Below are 18,794 nucleotides of genomic sequence, written 5' to 3'. Positions count from 1 at the left end.
TCCCGTCCGGCACCTCACCGTGATCCTGCCCGGCACCTCACCGTAATCCCGTCCGGCACCTCACCGCGATCCTGCCCGGCACCTCACCGTGATCCTGCCCGGCACCTCACCGTGATCCTGCCCGGCACCTCACCGTGATCCTGCCCAGCGCCTCACCGTGATCCTGCCCAGCGCCTCACCGTGATCCTGGCCGGCACCTCATCGGCCGGGCGATGTCGGCCGGGCCAGGTCCCATCGACATGGCCACGTCCCAGTCGGCCGGGCCGGTCACCGCCTACGCGGCTCTCGTGATCAAGGACGGCTCGGCCATGGCGGCGATCACGCGGGCTCCAGCTCGGGGATGCGCAGCTTCACGCCGGTCGGCAGGTTGGTGGCGTCCGGGCCGATCAGGTCGCGATTGGCCTCGTAGATGACCTCCCAGTAGCTGCCGCTGCCGTAGACCTCCTGAGAGATGTCCCAGAGTGTGTCGCCGGGGACGACGGTGTGGTTCTCGGGCTCCGGCTTCTCCGGCTTCTCGGGCTTCTCGGGCTTCTCGGGCTTCTCGGGCTTCTCCGGCTTCTCCGGCTTCTCCTCTTTCTCCTCGGGGTTGAGGTTCTGCGGCCGGCGTCCACAGGTGCAGGGCTTGTCCGGCGGGCACTCGCAGGGCTCCTCCTCTTCCGGCGGGTACCAGCCGGTGGAGTTGCTGATCCGGCGCATCCGGTCCCAGAACTCCTCCTTCGTCTCGGGCTGCGTGGCCGGCCTGCCCGGCTGACCGGTGGGGGCCGGCGGCTGGTTGATGAGGCTGCCGAGGCCACCCGTCGGAGCCGTCGGCTGTCCGATCTCCCAGGGCGGCACCGGGGGGGTGTGGCCGCGTCTCCGGAGGGCCTCCGCCAGCTCGTTGATCTGCTGCTCGTAGGCGTGCCGCTCATCGGCCGTGCGGGCCGCGCTCCACTTGTTCGCCAGCTGCCGGTGCTCGCCGTACCGGGCTGACAGGTACTCGTCTCGCTTGTCCGCTCGGGTCGCCCACGACAGGGAGCGGCGGATGACGCCCTGGGCGGGACGTTGCGCGACCGTGCTCGTGCCGCCCCGGCGCGGCTGGACCGCGCCCTGCTGCGGCGTGCCGGCGCTGGAGGGCGTGCCGGTGCTGGACGGGGTGCCGGTGCTGGACGGGGTGCCGGTGCTGGAGGGGGTGCCGGTGCTGGAGGGGGTCGCCGGTGAGCCGATCGGCCCGCCGGACAACTCGCCGGCGATGTGCTGGGCGAAGTCGCCCTTGCCCGGTGCGGAGTTGTTCAACCAGCGCTGGTACATCGCGCGCAGGTCGGCCTGAGCCTGGTCCGCCTGGGCCAGCACGCCAGGGGCCAACCGGCTGAACGCCGAGGCGAACCCGCCGTCGGGCACCTTGCTGCGCAGCTTGCCGTCCGGGGTGGCGACGTAGGAACGTACGGTGCCGTCGGGGTCGCGCGCGTCGAGGCGGACGTCGGTGTCCAGTTCGCGCGCCAGCAGCCGGGCCCGGGTCACCGGGCTCGCCTGACCGGTCCAGCCCGACTCCGCGGTGACCCGGACCTCCGCGTCCGGCCGCCCGCCGGCGGGCAGCTGCTTTCGCGCGGCTTCGGCCACGTCCTGGTGGAGGGTGGCCGGGTCGGCGTCCGGGCGGCTCTGCACCTCGGTGAAGAGCAGGTCGAGATCGATCGGGGGCGTGCCCACCGGCGTCCGCCGCCACCGCGCCCGCCAGCCGGAACGCTCGGGCTCACGGGTGACCTCCAGGTCGAGGTTCCAGCCGTGATCGCGCCGGCCTTCGGTGCCGCGCTGGGTGTCCATCTCTCTCAGGCCGGACTCGAAGACCGTCAGATCGGCCTGACCGGTCGTGGCGTTCGACACCTCGATCCGCTTCTTGGACTTGGTGGACAAGTTGCGCTTCACGGCCTTCCGCTCGCCCGTGATGTCGAACGTGACGGGCACCTTGATGCTGGCGGCGGTGCTCTTCTCGAAACGGCTGGTCTCGTTGCGGTTTCCGCTGCTGACCGCGGTTCGGATGGACATCTTCCAGCCGGCGGAGCGGGTGCGCTTCAGGCCGAAGAAGCTCGTGATCCGGCTGAGAGAGTAGCTCCGGCTCTGATCGACGACGATCTCGATGATGCGCTGGATCCGGCGCACCCTGCCGATCTCGGTGTCCTTGCGGCCCGAAACCATGACGTGCCGGTCCTTCGGCCTGGCCTTGATGGTCACCTCCACCACCACGCCCGGCTTGTTCGCGTGGGTGATCCGAAGGGTCGCGGATCCCTCGGTTTCGAGCATGTTGCGGAAAGTGGCGGCCGTCTGCATCTCCGTCAGGTGGTGCTCCAGCATCGCCTGGACGCCGCGGACGCCCTTCGGGCCGAGCATGCCCTTGTCGGCCAGCAGGTCATAGACCGCCTGGTACAGCCCATCGGCCTCCAGGCCGTCCACCATGAAGGCGTCCGGCAACGTTATCGGCCGGGGGTCGGGGGTCGGGGACACCTTCGGCGGGTTGACCATGTCGGCGTCGACGACGCGGGTCATGACTCCGTCGAGCTTGACCACGACGGGCTCGCGCTTGGCCTCGCCCTTCGTGTCCTGTTGCGCGTCGAGCGTCTCGCCGACCGTGACGGTGACCTTGATCGGGTGACGGACCTTCTTCGTGTCGAACGTGGCGACTCGTTCCAGCTCGGTCCACTGCTCGGCCTCGGTCGACGAACTGGAGCTGCCCTGGCCGACCGTCCCCGACACGGTGGAGCCGAAGCTGAACCCGGAGTCGGCGTCCATCGACCCTTTGATGTCCATCGACCCTTCGACGTCCACGTTGTACGTGGACGACTTGTTGGACGACGTGGTCTCGCTGGAGTTGATGTACCGGTAGCGCTGCTGGATGAGGCCGCCCTTGAAGGTGCCGAGCAGCTCGACCTCCTTGCCGTCGAACGTCACCACCAACCGGATGGGCAGGTCTCCCGCCAGCACGTGCAGATTCCCCCGCGGGTTGGTCGCGTTGCGGGCCATCATCGCCCACCAGTGATCGCCCGCGTACCCCTCGAACAGGCTGTCCCGCAGCGCCGGATTCGCGGCCAGCAGTCCCCCCGTGTAGGCGTCGACGGCCGCCGACACGATCTCGTGCATGTCGACGGTCTGGTCCGGCTGGCCCTCCATGCTCAAGACGATCTCCTTGGGCCAGGACTGACCCATCGCCGTCTGAAGGAGTTCCGCGAGCTCCACCATCTCCGGACCCATCGCCCGGTCGATGGTCGCCAGGAGCTCCAGCCGCTGGTCGACATCACGCACCCGCCGGATCTGCCGCCGGGTGTCCCTGTCGATACCGGGCGTCAGCTCCAGGAGCTTGTTGGTCAGCACCTTCGCCGTGTGCTCGGCGGACAGCTCGGGCTCGGGAGCCCCGTCCTTTCTGGCGGCTGCCAGTTCCTGGAGGTAACGCTGGACCAGCTGGATCCGGGTGCCGCGGTCGATCTCCAGCTGGCCGTGCAGGAACCGCTCCACCGCGTCGGCCACCAGATCCAGCGGCAGCTGCTGCTTGCCCTGGGCGTACATCTCCAGGACATCCTGTTCGGGCTTCGCGAAGAGGTACCCGCCGTTCTTCGTCTCGATCGTCTCCTTCGTGTCGGAGCCCACCTCACTGATCACGATGGTGGTCGCCAGCTCCGCCGGGAAGACATAGGCGTCGTCAAGGCCGATGACCAGGGGTTCCATTCCCCAGGACGGCCCCTCCCGTACCGAACTGCTGGTGCCCTTCGAACCGGATCTGCCGCCTGCGCCGCCGAACTTCGGCTCCTCGGCCTGGCTGAAGCCTCCGCTGAGCGAGACGTTCGTGTCCCGGCCGCCGGACCGGCCGGAGGACGTGCCCTGGTCGCCGAGCGCGAGGTGGATGTCGCCGACCACCATCGGACCGTGCAGGGGACGTCCCGACTCGCCGACCTGACCCCTGATCGAGATCGACCAGCGTCCGACCTCCGTCGAGTACTCGGTCTGCAGGAACTCGGTGTGGGACATCAGGTTCGGGTTGCTCAGGAACTCGGCGAGGGCGTGGAATTCCTCGGTGCCCGGCTTGATGCCGGTCCGTCTGACGATCTCGTCGAGGACGTTCACATCGATACCGAGGTCCAGGGCCAGTTGCCGGGTTCCCGTGAGCAGTTCGTCGGAGGTGGGGATCTTGACGGGGGGACCCGTGGTTCCGTCCTCGGGCAGCAGGGACGCGGGCATCGACTGGTGCATCCGCACCGTCGCCTCCCCGATCGGGTGCGACACCCCGTCGCTCGTCACCTCCTCGACACTGATCAGGTTCAGCTCGGTGGTCTTCGCCGCGGGGCCCATCTGTTCCACGAGGTTCACCGTGTTGTCGGTGTCGTTGTTGTTCTCGCCGGAACTGCGGCCCTTGCCGCCCTTGAGACTTCCGCCCAGGGAGCCCTTGTTCTCGTCATCGATCTGCGCCTCGGCGCCGACCACGGCACCGCCCCGCCAGGAGGTCGACGCGCCGCGCGAGTTTCCGAGGGTCTGGGATGCGATGTGCAGCATCACATCGGTTTCCGCGTCGGTGTGACCGACGTACGTCCCGCTGTTCCAGTCGCGGGTGACCTTGATGCGGAGCGTGGTGTACTGCGGCTCGTGGTTGGCCCGCCGGTGCACGAGGCGCACGAGGATGCCTTCCCCGGTGCCCTGGTTGTAGGAGGCCTGCACCCGCGCGGGGGAGAGCTGCCTTTCCAGCTCCTTCTTGTTCTCCTCCTGGCTCTCCCGCTCCGTCTTGTCCGACGGCACCTTGCCGTCCGGATCGGGCAGCAGACCGGGCTTCTGCGCATGCAGGTACGCCTCGACGTCGGCCAGGAGAGGAGCGAAGCCGGTGTCGTTCGCCGGGTCGGCGTCGTCCTCCAACTCCACCTGCGCGATCCCGGCTCCGCGCACCTTGCCGGGACCGGCCCCCTGCCAGTTCGGCGTCTCGCCCTTACGGCCGGGCGGCGGCTCGGGCACGACGTCGTCCCGCATGCGCTGCACGCCGGACTCGTCCTGGACGAGCGCGGCCTTGTCGACCGGGAGCTTGGCGGAGTATCCGAGGTGCTCCGCCACCTGCGCCGTCACCGTGATCTCGGCGGAATCGTCGATGACCACCTCACGCGGCTTGCTCTCGCCGAGGACGTGCATGACGATCTTGACCTTCAAGGCGATGTCGTAGGTCTGGTTGTGACCGGACTTGCGTTTCACGACCGGCACGATCGACATGTCGTTCACGGCCACCCCGCTCGACTGCGACGACGAGGCGGAGGCGTTGAGACCCAACTTCCCTGTCACGTTGTCCGGCTGCGGGCCCTGGTCGCCGGCGAGTTTGCCTTCCACGTCGCCGTTCACGTTCCCCGACCGGCCGGTCCCCTCCGACCTCATCGTCCCGGAGAACTCGACCTCCACATCCTCCCCGAGTTGCTCCGCACTCGGCGTTCCCACCGGCTTCGCGTCGATTCTCAGCTTCCCGTCCGGCCCGGTCACGACGACGGGCTCGGCCGTCATCTGAATATCCACGATCGGGCGTCCATCGGGGGTGGTGAGGGGTTCCTGCACGCCGTCCGGGTTGTTGACCAGCTGGGGGATCCGGCTCCACAACCCTTCGACCATGCTGATGATCTGCTTGTGTGCCGTGGTGCCCACGTCGGCGACCCCGGGTTCCAGCGCCGCCACCGTCCGGTCGATCAACGCCTGCAGCCCGGCCACGCCGACGACCGCGAGGTTCGGCAGCCCCGGCACCTCGTCCGGGTCCAGTTCGAGCTGAATCGTCCCTTCGGGGGCGTGCTCCACGAGGGCGTGCGAGACGTGCATGTCCACCGTGTTCGCGTCGTCGACGGTGCCCTCGGAGACGACGGCGGTACGCGGGGCTGTCTCCCCTTCGACGTGGAGTTCCAGCGTGAAGTGACCGCCGCCCACGTTGTACCGTGACGACGCTCCCCGGTTGTCCGTGACCCCGCCGGGCGTCACGAAGCCGGTGGAGGCCACGGATTTCGAGCTGTTCGTGCCACTGCCGCCCCCGACGTTGGCACCGAAGACCTTCCCCAGCCCTTCGATGGCGGCGTGCACCGCACCGCCGCGAGCCACCAGCTTCGCGAACTGCTCGGCCAGCCCGAGCACGCTGAGCGCGGTCGACCGGCCGGCGTTGCGGCCGGTGGTGACCGTGTCCACGCGGTTTCCCTGCGCGAAGGAGCCGTGCATCACCTCCGACGCCGTCACCTCCGGATTGACGACCTCGACGAAATCGCCGGGCACCCACCGGACCCGCAGTTCACCGGCCTTCGTCTGCCCCAGCGAGAGCGTCGCGCCATCGCCCACCAGCCGGCGGGCCTCCGCCTGGAGCATCGCGTCCAACTGGCTCGGAGTGAGGGTCTGATCCACACCGCCGGCCTTCAGCAGCGCGTTCGCCACCTCGGCGATCTTGTTCCGGTACGGCAGGCGGCCGGTCAGCGATCCTGCGGGCAGCGCGGCATCCGGAGGCAGCGCCTCCTTCATCGCCTTGTGGAAATCGGCGAGCCTGGCCTGGGCCTCCGCCGCCAGCCGGGCGACCTCGGCCGTCTGCGCGGCCGTCGGCCCCGACTGCGATCGGGCGGCCAGATCCAGCGCCTGCGCCATCGCCTCGAACGCCGCGGCCGCGTTCTCAGCCTGATCGCGCGCCGTGCCGTACCTGCCGGCGATCCGCTGGTCACGAGCCGCCGTCTCCAGGTCCTTCTTGGCGCCCGCGCGCGCCACGTGGCGCCGCGCCGGCGCCCCGCTGTCCCGCTCGCCCTTGAGCTTCTGTCCCGCCCGCTCGGCGTCCTCCGCCTTCTGCGCGGTCTCCAGTACGGCTTTGGCGCTCTTCTCGGTCTCCTGCGCACTTTCCGATCTGGTCGTCGCGCGTTCGTCCAGCAGGGCCCGGGCGTCGCCCAGGTCGGCGGCCAGGGCCCGGGCCTGCGTGGCCAGGTCGGCGGCCGCCGTGGACGTGTTCGAGGTCATCGACGCGAGGCCCTGGGACTGCTGGACGATCGTGTCCGCCGCTTCGGCCTGCGGCGTGGTCCGGAGTGCGGCGTACTCGTCCTGAGGTGTCTGCGCCGGCTTGTTCGCCTCCTCCCTCGCCTCGCGAGCGAGGTCACGCGCGGCGTCGCTGAGCAGGGCCGGGTCCATGTCGGCGTCCGGGTTGTCCATCAGGATCTCGACGACCACCTGCTTGGCCGCTTCGGTGAACTCGGGAGACGATTCGGCCAGCAGGTGAAGAGCCGAGATCACGCCTTCCAGCGACGGCCTGCCGACGGCCCGGGCGATCTCGATGCCCAGCCAGGCCGCGGCCTCGGCAGTCAGCCGGGCCCGATCGGCGGCGTCACGGGTCCGCACCGTCAGGCGTTGTGTGATGAGGGTCATGGCGTCGGCGGAGAGATGGACGGCCTTGCCGTCCGGCCTGGTCAGTCGGGTGCGACCGTCCTGCAGCAGCAACGCGTCCGGGGCCACGGCGGCCATGGCCTCGGCCAGCACCGACTGGGCGAACCGCGACGCGGTCGGAGGGCCCTGTACGGGGCCGGGGCTGGGCGTCGCCTGCAGGCCCGACGCCGGCGAACCGCTCGGCGTCACCGTGTTCGGCGGCACGACACCGTTCGGCGTCGTCACGGCCGGCGCGGTCACGGCACTCGGCGTCACCGTGCCGCCCGGGTCCGGCGTGCCTGACGTGACCGGCGCGTTCGGCATCGCCCCCGGCACCGGGGTACCCGGCGTGGCAACCCCAGCGGGCCCACCCGCGTGAGCGGTCGTGGTCGCCGGATCGGCGGCCGGGTCCGGCGCGGCCTGCTGGCTCGGGTCCGCCGCCGGGTCGGGGGCGGACTGCTGACTCGGGTCCAGCGCAGGGTCCGGGGCGGACTGCTGGCCCGGATCAGCCGCCGGGTCAGGGGCGGACTGCTGACTCGGGTCCAGCGCAGGGTCCGGGGCGGACTGCTGGCCCGGATCAGCCGCCGGGTCAGGGGCGGACTGCTGACTCGGGTCCGGCGCAGCCTGCTGATTCGGGTCACCCGCCGGGTCCGGCGCAGCCTGCTGGCTCGGGTCCAGCGCAGGATCCGGCGCGGACTGCTGACTCGGGTCCGGTGCGGCCTGCTGGTTGGGGTCCGGAGCAGCCTGCTGATTCGGGTCCGGTGCGGCCTGCTGGTTGGGGTCCGGAGCAGCCTGCTGATTCGGGTCCGGTGCGGTCTGCTGGTTGGGGTCCGGTGCGGTCTGCTGGTTGGGGTCCGGTGCGGGGTCCGGCGCCGGCTGGGGGGCGGGCGCAGGTTGGGGAGCGGGAGCAGGTTGGGGAGTGGGGGCGGGCTGGGGCAGCGTGCCCTGCTTGCCGGAGTTCTGCGGCGAGGGTGTGTTGGTCTGGGGGGATCCCGTGCTCGGGGAGCCGGGCGCGGGGGCGGTCGGCGCCTGCTGGTTGGTGGCGGGCGGCGTGCTGGGCTGTGTCGTACGCGGTGTGCTGGGCGACGACGGCGATCCGCCCCCGGTCGCGTTCGCGTCCTTACGCGCGGCGGTGTCCATCGCGTTGCCGAGTGCGGTCTGGGGACGGAGGACCGCTAAAGGCACACTGGGGTTGAACGGGCTGATCGTGTTCGTACGGCCGGCGCCGCCCATCGCCGCGCCGAGGAGCGACTGCCCGGTAGGCAGTGAGACCTGGCCGTAGACGGCCGCGTTCGCCACGAAGCTGCCGACCGGCGAGGCGATCATGTTGTTCAGCGCGGTGTTCGCCATCCGGCCGGGGAGGCGTTTGAAGGCGTTGCCGACACCGGCCGCGTCTCCCGCCATAGCGTTGAGCTGCTTGATCCCCGGTAACGACCCGGCCAGCCTGGACACCCTGTTGCCCACCGCGATCCCGGTGAACCCGCCGGCGACTCCGCCCACAGTCGAGGCCAGAGCCCGCTTCTGGTCCTTCTCCTGGCGGGTGCCCATGCCGACCTGAGCTGCCTGCGCCCGGTCGTCGATCCACCACTCTTCAAAGCCCTCTTCGACACCCTCGGCGGCGAACCGCGGCGTGGCCCTGCCGGCCCCCGTGGCGGCCAGTCTCGTCACGGCGGTGCGGCCGACCGACCCGCGTACCGCCGCCGTCCTGACGACGTTCGCGGCGGTCGAGCCGCGGCCCCCCACCAGGGCGAGCCGGGACAGGATCCAGGCGATCCTGCTGCGGGTGGCGGCCGCCGCCGCGCCCACGAAGGGGCTGGTCGCGCCCGCGGTGAAGTAGGAGACGGCCAGCGCGATCCCGACGGCCACGATCGCGACCCGGAACGCCACGTTGATCGAAAGCTTGGTGTACTGGGTCTCCTGGGCGAAGCCCTGGACCTGCTGGGCGTAGGCGCTGGCGTTCCTGGCCAGCGCGGCGACGCCCCCTTCCTCCCCGTAGAGCTCGTTGATCCGGTCCACGAAGGCGGTCTTGGCGGGGGCCTTCCAGCCGGCCGCGATGGTGGTCGCCGCCGAACTCGTGGGCCTTCCCGCCGCGGCCAGGAGGCCGTGCATGGCGACCCAGTCACGCGTCAGCCCGTAAAGGCCGCTCTCACTGGCTTCCGGCCAGGGCTGTCCCGAGGCCAGCATCGGGATCAGGAACTCGTTCACCCATCCGGGCAGGACCTCGTTCTGCCACATCGGCTGGACGTCGGAGGCAGGGTAAACGTCGGTGACACCGGCGGACCCGTTCTCCTCCGGAATAGTGATATTGACATTGGATCCGGCCATGCCCCTCGCCCCCCGTCATCGATCCGCGAACCCCCGTACCGCCCCGGATCACACCTCCATCTGGCCCTGTTTCTTGATCTCGTCGCCGTAGTCGAGGTCGATTCCGAAGGTGTTGGCGACGCTCTCGCGCACGAGCGTCCCGGCTTTCATGATCTCTCCCACCAGGAGGTCGGCCGTCTCAAGCATCTGGTCGGGGCCGTCATCTTTCTGGTAGGAGGCACGGAAGGTGCCGCCCTCCGCGGCGTTGCCCCAGGGGGCGGCGCCGTGCGCCTGCTGGAGTCGTTGCTTCAACTGCGGCCACTGCTTCTCCAGGTCGGACGCCATGGCGTACCACGCGGACAGGCCGCGCCCCACGGCAGTCCGGTCGATGTCCACGTTGTCGAAGGGGAAGTCCACCGTGTCACCTCATGTCCGGAAGTTGAGCGGCGAGTTGCTGCATCACCAACTCGAGGTCTCCCTCGATGTGCGCCCGCATCTGCTCGGCCGGGATCAACGGCTCGAAGATCTCCACGACCTGGTCCTGCGCCTTGGCCTCGGCCGCCCGGACGGTCTGGAGGATGGTGTCGGCGAGCACACGGGTGTCGGGGCGGCGGTAGACGCGGGGGTCGATGTCCAGGCCGATCAGATCGCCGCGGGCGCCGACGGTCACCGTCACCAGCCCGTCCGCGGACTGCTCGGTCACCTGTACGGCTCGCGCCTTGTCGTGCAGCGCCAGGCCTTCCGCCGCCATGCGTTCATGTGTTCTGCGCAGTTCTTCGTCGTAGGCCCGCATGCCAGCGATGTCGGGCTCCTCGAAAGCCTCCACGCCACCCCCCATCACGCGAGCATCAGGAGCGCCGTCGCACCCCTGTGGCGACTCCCAGCTAACCGCATATTTCATGCCATTTTCGGCACGATGACATACAGATGGCAAGCATGTGAACAAAATTAACTTCCGCAACAACGATCATGACGTCAGCGATCCAGCGCGACGGTGATCTCCTGGAGCGCGTCGACCTCGTGCGCGGGCACCCAGCGGCGGTGGACCCCGCGCTCGACCCGGGTCAGGCCGAGCCGTACCGCGACCGGCAGCAGCGCGCCGACGTACTCGATCAGCAGGTCGCCGTCACGCTCGTCCCGCACCTGGAACGGCTCGTCCCACCACCGGCACACCGTAGTGACGAACACGATCGACTCGCACTCCGCACCCGGGACGGCACGGACGAACAGGCCCGGCTCGACCTCCAGGAAGCCCTCGGCGGGCACCGGGTTGCGCAGCCGTACCCACAGCCGGTCCTCGCGAGGGTCGAGGGCGGCGGGATAGTCGGCCCCCCGCCAGCGCGCGCGATAGAAGTGCCGGCTCACGGAGCGCTCCCCTCGATCACCAGGTGGATCGGCAGCCAACGGCCGAGATCGCCGTCGAAGATCGCCCGCCGCCGCTCCGTTCCCCCGACCATGAGCTCCAGGATCTCGCTGCCGTGGGGCAGGCCGATCCCGTCGACCTTGTACTCGCGGATGACCTCGTTGACGTTCGGCGCCAGCCCCAGCCCGGCGAACGGCGGCTCCTCGATCACCCATCCGCCCACCGCGACCATCCGCTCCTCGTCGATCCCCCCGTACGGCGTGCGGTAGAGGTTCAGGCCGGCGGTGCGCCAGCGCAGGATGTGCACCGATGAATCCTCGGTGAGCACGTCTTGGACGGCGTGGCCCAGGGCGGCGGCCAGCACGCCGGGGGTGCCGATGTGCGCGACGTCGAGCGCGTGGTGGCAGTAGCCGGAGACCTGGGACACGTCCTCGTCGAGGAAGGCGGTGACGTCGGCGGGACGGAGCAGCTTCTGCATGATGGGCATGCCCGACCGGGGCTCGGCGAGGCGGTCCTCGGCCAGGGACGGCACCGCGAGCCGGGCGAGCGTGCCCGACTCCAGGAACAACCCGACCGGCAGTCCCGCGTTGACCGCCAGCCCCCAGCGCGAGTCCGGCCAGCCGGCGGCCAGCTCCGTCAGCGACGTGATCCGGCCGTGCAGGGTGGCGTCCCCGGTGGCATGGTGCAGGGCCTCGATCGAGGTGTAGGCGGGCACCCACGTGCGTTCGTGGTCCGCCGTGGTCACCCAGGCGAATGGTTCGCGACCGGCCGCGGCGTCCCGGGTGACGGGCAGGGCCAGGTCGGCGCCGCGCAACAGGGCGAGGCAGGTGGCCAGGTCGCCGGCCTCGAACATCGCTTCAAGCGCTTCCTCGAACGGGCTCGCCGGCCGCCACCGTTGCACGCCATTCACCTTAGGACATGCCGACCCGGGCGCCAGCTAACCCTTTACTCCGGATTGTGCCCTAAAGGATGTTATATCCATAATAACGGAGAGTAGCGTTATTGCTACCTTAATGAAGGAGTGCAGCATGCATCTGACTGCTCACCACGCCTTCACCCGGCGCGACACCGCCGGCCTGGCCCTGTCGGCGGACTCCCCCCGGATCGCCGAGGCGGGCCGTGACCTGGCGGACAGGTTCCGGCGCGGCGGCAAGCTGATCCTTTTCGGGGAGGGCACCGACGCGCAACACATCGCCGTGGAGTTCGTGCACCCGGTCATCATGGGCCGGCGCTCGCTCCCCGCGATGGCGCTGGGCGACGGCGCGACGGCCGCCGGGAGCTTCTCCCACCAACTCCGCCACTGGGCCGAGCCCGCCGACTCGGTGCTGGCCGTCTCCGCCAGCGGCAGGTGTCCCGGCGTGCTGGACGGGCTGGCGGCGGCGGGCGAACTCGGCCTGCTCACCGTCGCCCTGGTCGGCGACGACGGCCGCGCCGTACGGGCCGACCATGTGATCGCCGCCCGCTCGACCGATCCGGCGGTCGTCAAGGAGATCCACGTCACCGTCTACCACGTGCTGTGGGACCTCGTTCACCTCTTTCTCGACCGGCGGGGAGCCGACGATGGACCGGCTTGAGGAGCCGGCCGTCGTCCTCGACGAGGACGACGGACTGGCGGAGGCGGTCCGGTCCACCGCCGAGAAGGCCGCGGAGATCGTCTGGTTGCGCCGCCAGGTGGCCGAGCTGGCCGCCGAACGGCTGCTGCGCTGCGCCGAGGCGATGGCCGCCAGGTTCGTCGGCGGGGGCCGCCTGTTCACCTTCGGCAACGGCGGCAGCAGCACCGACGCGCAGGAACTCGCCACCACCTTCCTGCATCCCCGGTACGGCACGCCGCTCCCGGCCCTCTGCCTGACCAGCGACGTCGGCGTGGTCACCGCGCTGTCCAACGACGTGGGCTTCGAGGTGGTCTTCGCCCGCCAGCTCGCGGCGCTCGGCCGGCAGGGCGACATCGCGCTCGGCATCTCGACCAGCGCCGGCTCCTCCAACCTCGTCAAGGCGATCGTGGAGGGCAGGCGCCGGGGCATGCTCACCGTGGCCCTGGCCGGCTACCAGGGCGGCAACCTGGCCGCGCTACAAGCCCTCGACCACCTGTTCGTCATCCCGTCGTCGTCCGTGCACCGCATCCAGGAGGCCCAGACCACGGTCTACCACGTGCTGTGGGAGCTGATCCAGCACGCCCTCGGATCCTGTTCCCCGCACTAGGCCGGTGATCGCCGGACCATCGATATACCGAACAGGTCGGTACGGCGGCGGGCGAGCTGTGGTTTGGCCGCGCACACCGCCCCCATGCCGTCGCCGCCCCGCAACCGGCACCGCAGTACGGCCCAGCCCGGCCCGCCGGTCAGCGCCTCCACACGAGGCACGGCGATGTGGTCGGGCGCGAAGACGCCGCTCGGCACCGGTCCGTCGTTGGCCAGCGCGATCCAGACGTGCGAGTCGCCCGCGCGCAGCCTGGCCGGGTGCGCGAAGACGGGATCGGGCCGCCGCAGCGCCTCGGGTTCCAGGGGCACGCGGGTGCCCGCGAAGGCCACGGGGTACGGCCAGGCCACGTCGGCGGGCACGGCGATGACATCGGCTCCGAGCACCGCCAGCGACCTGGACGGCTCGAACGGCTCCAGTTCCTCTCCCGTCAGCAGCCCGAGCAGCCCCCACGGCCGGGCGACCGGCCCGGCCGGCTCGGTGCCCGGGACCGCCCACGCCGCGTGCCGGCCGAGGTGCGTGACGTGCCGCCTGGCCTCCTCACCCGCCGGGGTCATCAAGGTGACCGCGTAGCGTGCCGTACCGGGTGCGTGGGGCACGGCGAGCGAGGTGACCGCGTCGCAGCGGTGCTCGGCGCACCACGCGCGCAGCCTGCGCAGCGCCTCGTCGGCCCGGTCGGCGGCGGGCAGCCCGCCGGTGAGGTGGAACGCGGGCAGCACGGCCAGTTCGGTGCCCTCGGGGGGTGCGGGCAGCGGGGCCGGCGGTCCGGCCAGCACGGCGACCGTCACGGCGGCGGATTCTCCCGCCGACCGGCCGGTCAGGGCGTCGCGGTCGGGGCGGGGCCAGACCGTGGCGCGGGTCAGCGGGCCGTACTCGGCGGGGCGGCGGGCCGCCAGCCGTACGCGGCGGGCGGCGGAGGCGGCGGTGTGGTCGAGGGCGGCGGTGAGGTGGCCGGGGCCGTCGTCGAGGGCGGCCAGCACGGTCCCCTCGTGGTCCAGCACGCAGCTCCCGCCGCTGAACCGCACCACCCGGGCGCCGATGCGCTCGGCTCCCGCCTGGTCGGCCGCCACCACCGGCAGGCCGTTCTCCCAGGCGCGCAACCGCCAGGTGGCGCTGGGGCCGGGCTCGTCCACCCAGGCGGCCGGCATCGCGACCCAGTCGGCGCCGCGCAGCGCGGCGTGCCGCATCGGCTCGGGGTGGTCCAGGTCGGCGCAGATCAGCGGGGCGATCCTGCCCGCGGGGGTGTCCCAGACGGGCGGCGCCAGGTGGCCGTCCACCGCCCAGAGGGGGTCGGCGACGAACAGCTGCGTCTTGCGGTAGGAGGCGATGGGGCCGTCGGGCCCGATGAGGACGCAGGTGTTGTGCAGGGTGCCGACGTCCTCGTCCAGTTCGGGCAGGCCGAGCAGGAGCCAGGCCCCGGTGAGCCGGCACAGCCTGGTCAGCCGGCCGACGGACGGCCCCTCCACCGGTTCGGCCAGCCGGCGCACCGACTCGTCGTCGGGCCAGAGGTATCCGGTGAGCGCCATCTCGGGGGTCACGATCACGGCCGCGCCGTCCGCCGCCGCCGCCGCGGCGAGCTCCTCGATCGCGTCGAGATTGGCGGGCACGTCGCCGTGCGCCGACACGAGCTGGACGGCTCCGACGATGACGCTCATGATCAGGACTCCTCCTCGATCGTCTTCAGCAGCCTGCTCAGCACCAGGTGGGCTGCCGCGGCGACCACCACGGCCGGCACCGAGGCGGTGATCAGGTGGAAGGCGGGCCGGGTCGAGAGGGTCTGCGGGTTGTAGAGCGAGACGTAGGTCACCGCGCCGAGGGCCGTCGAGATCAGCCCGGCGGCGTTGAATCCGCCGGTGAAGTGGTAAGGGCTGTCGCTCCGGTGGGCGTACAGGCCGCGCAGGTCGAGCCGCTGGCGGCGGAGCAGGAAGTAGTCGGCGATGACCGTCCCGCAGATCGCCGCGAGGAACGCGCCGCTCCAGGTGACGAACACCAGGAAGCCGTCGTACAGCAGGCTCGGCCAGAAGCTGACGATCGCCGGCAGCACGAAGAACCCGGCGGTCAGCCACTCCCAGCGGACCCGGGCCAGGTAGCGTCCGCCGGCCTGCCGCAACGCGAGGCACGTCGAGTACACGATCGAGGTGAGGCTGGTCAGGTTGGCGAACGCGATGAAGATCAGCGCGAGCACGCCGAGCCACGGCCCGCCGAGCGGGACCATCCACACCGTGGGGTCGGAGTCGCCGAGGGTCAGCGCGGCGGCCATGCCCACGACCTGCGCCACGATCGTCGCGCCGAACAGCCCGATGTAGCCCGGCCACAACGCGCTGCGCGGCCGGTCGGTGAGCCGGGCGAGGCTGCCCATCACCGGCCACCACGACAGGCCCACCCCCAGGTTGAACTCGACGGCCAGCGCGAAGTTCAGCCCCTCGTCGGGGAACGGCTCCAGCGGCGCCGCCGCGAGCAGCCCGTCCCACGAGGTCTTGCTGAGCAGCAGGACGATCATGCCTACGGTCAGTACGGCAAGGCCGGGCGCCACGGCCCGGTTGAGGAAACGCATGCTCAGCGGCCCTTTGGCCAGGATGCCCCAGGCGGCGGCGATGGCCACCAGGGACAGCAGGGTGACCATGATGGCGTTCGGCCCGATGTCGGTGCCGAGCACCTGGTTGGACACCTGCGAGGCGGCCCGCCCGAACATCACGCCGAGCAGCGCCGACCAGCCCATCTCGGTGAACAGCACGACGGTGAACGCCAGCACCGCGACCCCGCCGAAGCCGAAGACGCTCCGCAGGATGGTGTACTGCTCCACGCCGTACCGCTGGCTGGACACCACGCTGGCCAGCAGCATCACGGCCACCCCGATGGCGTTCCCGATGACCATCGCGGCCAGGCCCTGCCGGAAGCCCACCAGCGCGGCGGTGGAGCCGCCCACCAGGAACGCCCAGGTCGCGATGGCCAGGCCGACGTTGACCCAGGTGAAGTCGGAGAAGTTCCAGACCCGCTCGCTCCGCAGTACGGGCAGCGACCCGAAGGTGGCCTCCCTGGTCACGTCCTCGTGGACCGCCATCACGCCAGCGCCCATCCGAGGAGCGTCAGCGCCGCGACGATCGCGAGGAGCGCCCACAGGTCGGCCCTGGGCAGCGGGTCGTGCGCCGGGTCGCTGTCCTCGTCGCGTTCCAGGGCTTCGAGCCGCCGGTCAAGCTCGACCCGTAGCGCGGGGTCATGCACATCCATGATGTCCTCCCCCACCGGGTCGTGACTTGCCGTGGCCTCACAGTAAGAGACCACCCCCGCCGCTTTTCCGTTGTTTCATCAGTGATGGTGGCGGTTTTGCCGCATCCATACCCCCGCCTGACGTGCGGCGACGGAGCCGCCCGCCGCGGTCGCCCGGCCGGGCCCGGCCGGGCCGCCCGTCACTCGTCGTCGAGGCCGGGGACCGAGGAGAGGATCATGGTCAGGTCGTTCCAGTCGGCGGTCTCAACGCGGTCGGCCATGAGGCGCAGCAGCCTCGGGATCTCGGCGTTGGCCTCCAGCAGGGCGTCGGCGCCCTCCGCGGCCTGGGTCGAGGCGGCCTGGTATCCCCTGCCGCCGCCTTCCCCCGTGTAGAAGGCCGTCCCCTCCTTGCCGTCACCCCAGAAGTTCCCGATGGCGTTCAGGTCCTCCACCGCCCGCCTGACGGAGTCGCCGAGCGTTTCCCATTCCCGGTCGAAGACGCCCGCGACGGACCGGACGTGGCCCGGATAGAACTCCATGGGCAGGTTGAGCGTCATGCCCGCCCGGAGCGCGTTCGGGTCGTCGAGGACGTCACGGTTCGCGTTGTAGATGCTCTGCCAGCGGGAGCCGTCCTCGAAGTGCTCCTCGGCGATGTCCCACAGGGAGCCGGAGTCGGGCACCGTGACGGAGTCCGGCCGTACCGGGGGTTCGACCGGGTTCGGCGGCTGCGTCTCCGGCGCCTCTGACGTCTCTGACATCTCTGGCGCCTCTGACGTCTCCAGCGTCTCCGGCTCCTCCGGCGTCTCCAGCGATTCTGGCGCCTCCGGTGTCTCTGGCGCTTCCGGTGTCTCCGGCGCCTCCGGCGTCTCTGGCGTCTCTGGCTGCGAGGACATGGGCATCATCCCTGTGACGAGGTCGGGTGTTCGGCGGCGGCGGCTCAGCCTGACCGTTTGTGGGCCATGGTGAAGTAGAGGAGGATTCTGCCCAGCGTCTCCTTGGGGGTGGCGATGAGCTCCGTGCCGCTCTGCCCGTTCAGGGAGTCGTAGGTGGGGCCGTAGCCGACGGTGCCTCCGGCGAGCCGGCTCAGGAAGCTCTGCACGTCGGCGTTCTTGGTCAGCGCCCTGGCCGCGGGCATGGCCGCGTCGAACGCGCCGTAGAACGCCATCGAGGCGGCGAACTCCTTCAGCATCTGCGTCCCGATGTCGCCGAGTGAACCAGGGTCCTCGCCTCGCAGGGTCCGGGTGAGGGTCACCACCCCCACATCGCCGATGGCGAAGGCCGCGCTGCCGAGGGAGTACTCGGTGAGCTTGCTCAGCACGATCTTCGCGACGGCGTGTTCGAGGAGCTTCGACAGCAGTTTCGCCTGTGCCCGCCGCATGAGGAACTGCGTCAACTGGTAGGCCGCTCCCGCCTGCCAGGGGAACGTGCTGATGTAGATGAAGCTGGCGAAGTTCGCCAGGGCGGCCGTCCAGTAGGCGTGCTGCGCCTTCTCGATGATCTCGGCGTAATCTTCGCAGGCCTGGCTGTTCTGCCGGCAGCGACGAACGAGGTGGCCGGGAAAGCCGTCTTCCGGAGGTTGCACGTAGAGCCGGGAGTTCACCGCGCCCTTGAACGCCTCGACGCCCTCGCCCGTGTTCCACTTCCACACCGCCTCGGCGGACGGCTGGGTGTTGCGCGGGCTCTGCTCCAGCCGGTCGGCGAGCCGGGCCCAGACGTCACGGGCCTGGCGGGCACGGGCGGGGTCACCGTCCGGGTAGTCGACCGCGAGCATCTTGAAGACGAACCCCGCGATGCCCAGCGCGCCGAAACCGTAGATCGCGGCGCGGGAGATGCTAATCGTCGGCCGCCGTTTCCAGCATGGTGCCCGCGACAAGGGGGTGCATCAGCTCCCGCATCCGGCTCTCCGCGTCACGGGTGGCCGCGCCCGCCGCCTGGAGAATCACCGTGGCCAGTTCGTCCGAGCCGAGCCGCATGGCACGCGGATCGATCGTGAGACCGGTGAACGCCCCCGTCGGCGACGCCTCCGCCACCACGCGTCCCTGCGCCGCGACGCCCCGGCCGCGAACCTCGTCGATCGCCTCGTGGAGTACCTCCAGCTCCGCGAGATCCTGGCGGAACCCCCCCAGATGTCTGTCGATCTCTTCGTCGCCGCTTCCGTGCAGCGCGTCCACCGGCGATGTCATCGCGTCTCCTGGGAATCGGATGTGACCGAGCCGGCACCCGGTCGGATGAGTTCCGCGGTGCCGTTCACCGTGTGATCGGCCCACCTGCCACGAGCCGGGGGTACGGCTGGGCGCAGGCCGCGGGTCTCGACGCCGGGCGCCCGAACCGCGGGATCCTCGGACAGGACGATCATATTTATACC

13 protein-coding genes are annotated in these 18,794 nt (G+C 70.7%); 2 read left to right on the top strand and 11 right to left on the bottom strand.

Features of this window, described 5'->3' with window-relative positions; all coding sequences use genetic code 11:
- Positions 1–318: 318 nt before the first annotated feature.
- The 5 genes from MBA17_RS39860 to MBA17_RS39840 form a co-directional block, all read right to left on the bottom strand.
- Entirely contained in the window at positions 319–9,684 is a 9,366-nt protein-coding gene (locus tag MBA17_RS39860; RefSeq protein WP_238502937.1) for a WXG100-like domain-containing protein, read from the bottom strand.
- 48 nt (positions 9,685–9,732) lie between these two features.
- Positions 9,733–10,080: a hypothetical protein gene (locus MBA17_RS39855; protein ID WP_238502936.1), complete on the bottom strand. Its 348-nt coding sequence runs from the start codon at positions 10,078–10,080 to the stop codon at positions 9,733–9,735.
- A 4-nt stretch (positions 10,081–10,084) separates the two neighbouring features.
- Positions 10,085–10,489, bottom strand: a complete 405-nt coding sequence (locus MBA17_RS39850; RefSeq protein WP_238502935.1) for a YbaB/EbfC family nucleoid-associated protein — start codon at positions 10,487–10,489, stop codon at positions 10,085–10,087.
- Between the two features lie 149 nt (positions 10,490–10,638).
- Positions 10,639–11,028 (bottom strand): hypothetical protein, encoded by a 390-nt coding sequence (locus MBA17_RS39845; protein WP_238502934.1) that lies wholly within the window; start codon positions 11,026–11,028, stop codon positions 10,639–10,641.
- On the bottom strand, positions 11,025–11,927 hold the full coding sequence (locus MBA17_RS39840) for an SseB family protein (protein WP_238502933.1): 903 nt from the start codon (positions 11,925–11,927) through the stop codon (positions 11,025–11,027). Before MBA17_RS39840 ends, MBA17_RS39845 begins: the two co-directional genes overlap by 4 nt.
- 127 nt (positions 11,928–12,054) lie before the next feature.
- Between MBA17_RS39840 and MBA17_RS39835 the strand changes: the two genes are divergently transcribed.
- A complete protein-coding gene (locus tag MBA17_RS39835) occupies positions 12,055–12,600 on the top strand; it encodes a D-sedoheptulose-7-phosphate isomerase (protein ID WP_238502932.1) in 546 nt (181 codons plus the stop codon).
- Complete coding sequence (locus MBA17_RS39830; RefSeq protein WP_238502931.1) at positions 12,587–13,225, top strand: D-sedoheptulose-7-phosphate isomerase; 639 nt, start codon at positions 12,587–12,589, stop codon at positions 13,223–13,225. Before MBA17_RS39835 ends, MBA17_RS39830 begins: the two co-directional genes overlap by 14 nt.
- Here the strand turns inward: MBA17_RS39830 and MBA17_RS39825 are convergent.
- From MBA17_RS39825 to MBA17_RS39800, 6 genes are all read right to left on the bottom strand, one after another.
- Positions 13,222–14,877, bottom strand: a complete 1,656-nt coding sequence (locus MBA17_RS39825; protein WP_238502929.1) for a nitrilase-related carbon-nitrogen hydrolase — start codon at positions 14,875–14,877, stop codon at positions 13,222–13,224. The two genes, MBA17_RS39830 and MBA17_RS39825, sit on opposite strands and share 4 nt — an antisense overlap.
- A 2-nt stretch (positions 14,878–14,879) precedes the next feature.
- On the bottom strand, positions 14,880–16,298 hold the full coding sequence (locus tag MBA17_RS39820) for a purine-cytosine permease family protein (RefSeq protein WP_238502927.1): 1,419 nt from the start codon (positions 16,296–16,298) through the stop codon (positions 14,880–14,882).
- The gene (locus MBA17_RS39815; RefSeq protein WP_238502925.1) at positions 16,283–16,450 is read right to left on the bottom strand and encodes a hypothetical protein; all 168 of its coding nucleotides are present in this window, start codon (positions 16,448–16,450) and stop codon (positions 16,283–16,285) included. Before MBA17_RS39815 ends, MBA17_RS39820 begins: the two co-directional genes overlap by 16 nt.
- A gap of 179 nt (positions 16,451–16,629) precedes the next feature.
- Positions 16,630–17,187 (bottom strand): LysM peptidoglycan-binding domain-containing protein, encoded by a 558-nt coding sequence (locus tag MBA17_RS39810; protein WP_238502923.1) that lies wholly within the window; start codon positions 17,185–17,187, stop codon positions 16,630–16,632.
- 179 nt (positions 17,188–17,366) lie between these two features.
- Positions 17,367–18,302 carry a WXG100-like domain-containing protein gene (locus tag MBA17_RS39805; protein ID WP_238502921.1) on the bottom strand — a complete coding sequence of 312 codons (936 nt, stop codon included), beginning with the start codon at positions 18,300–18,302 and terminating at the stop codon, positions 17,367–17,369.
- On the bottom strand, positions 18,262–18,612 hold the full coding sequence (locus MBA17_RS39800) for a YbaB/EbfC family nucleoid-associated protein (RefSeq protein WP_238502919.1): 351 nt from the start codon (positions 18,610–18,612) through the stop codon (positions 18,262–18,264). Before MBA17_RS39800 ends, MBA17_RS39805 begins: the two co-directional genes overlap by 41 nt.
- Positions 18,613–18,794: the final 182 nt, after the last annotated feature.

Origin of the sequence: Dolomitihabitans soli (assembly GCF_022213955.1) — a bacterium.
GTDB lineage: Bacteria > Actinomycetota > Actinomycetes > Streptosporangiales > Streptosporangiaceae > Streptosporangium_A > Streptosporangium_A soli.
The sequence above is the reverse complement of the archived record's forward strand: the minus strand, read 5'-3'. Positions and strand labels throughout refer to the sequence as shown.

What these genes read in the sequence shown, in the direction of transcription:
- MBA17_RS39860 (WP_238502937.1), bottom strand. Translation starts at nt 9,684, where the DNA reads ATGGCCGGATCCAATGTCAATATCACTATTCCGGAGGAGAACGGGTCC.
- MBA17_RS39835 (WP_238502932.1), top strand. Translation starts at nt 12,055, where the DNA reads ATGCATCTGACTGCTCACCACGCCTTCACCCGGCGCGACACCGCCGGC.
- MBA17_RS39830 (WP_238502931.1), top strand. Translation starts at nt 12,587, where the DNA reads ATGGACCGGCTTGAGGAGCCGGCCGTCGTCCTCGACGAGGACGACGGA.
- MBA17_RS39825 (WP_238502929.1), bottom strand. Translation starts at nt 14,877, where the DNA reads ATGAGCGTCATCGTCGGAGCCGTCCAGCTCGTGTCGGCGCACGGCGAC.
- MBA17_RS39820 (WP_238502927.1), bottom strand. Translation starts at nt 16,298, where the DNA reads ATGGGCGCTGGCGTGATGGCGGTCCACGAGGACGTGACCAGGGAGGCC.
- MBA17_RS39815 (WP_238502925.1), bottom strand. Translation starts at nt 16,450, where the DNA reads ATGGATGTGCATGACCCCGCGCTACGGGTCGAGCTTGACCGGCGGCTC.
- MBA17_RS39810 (WP_238502923.1), bottom strand. Translation starts at nt 17,187, where the DNA reads ATGTCAGAGACGTCAGAGGCGCCGGAGACGCAGCCGCCGAACCCGGTC.
- MBA17_RS39800 (WP_238502919.1), bottom strand. Translation starts at nt 18,612, where the DNA reads ATGACATCGCCGGTGGACGCGCTGCACGGAAGCGGCGACGAAGAGATC.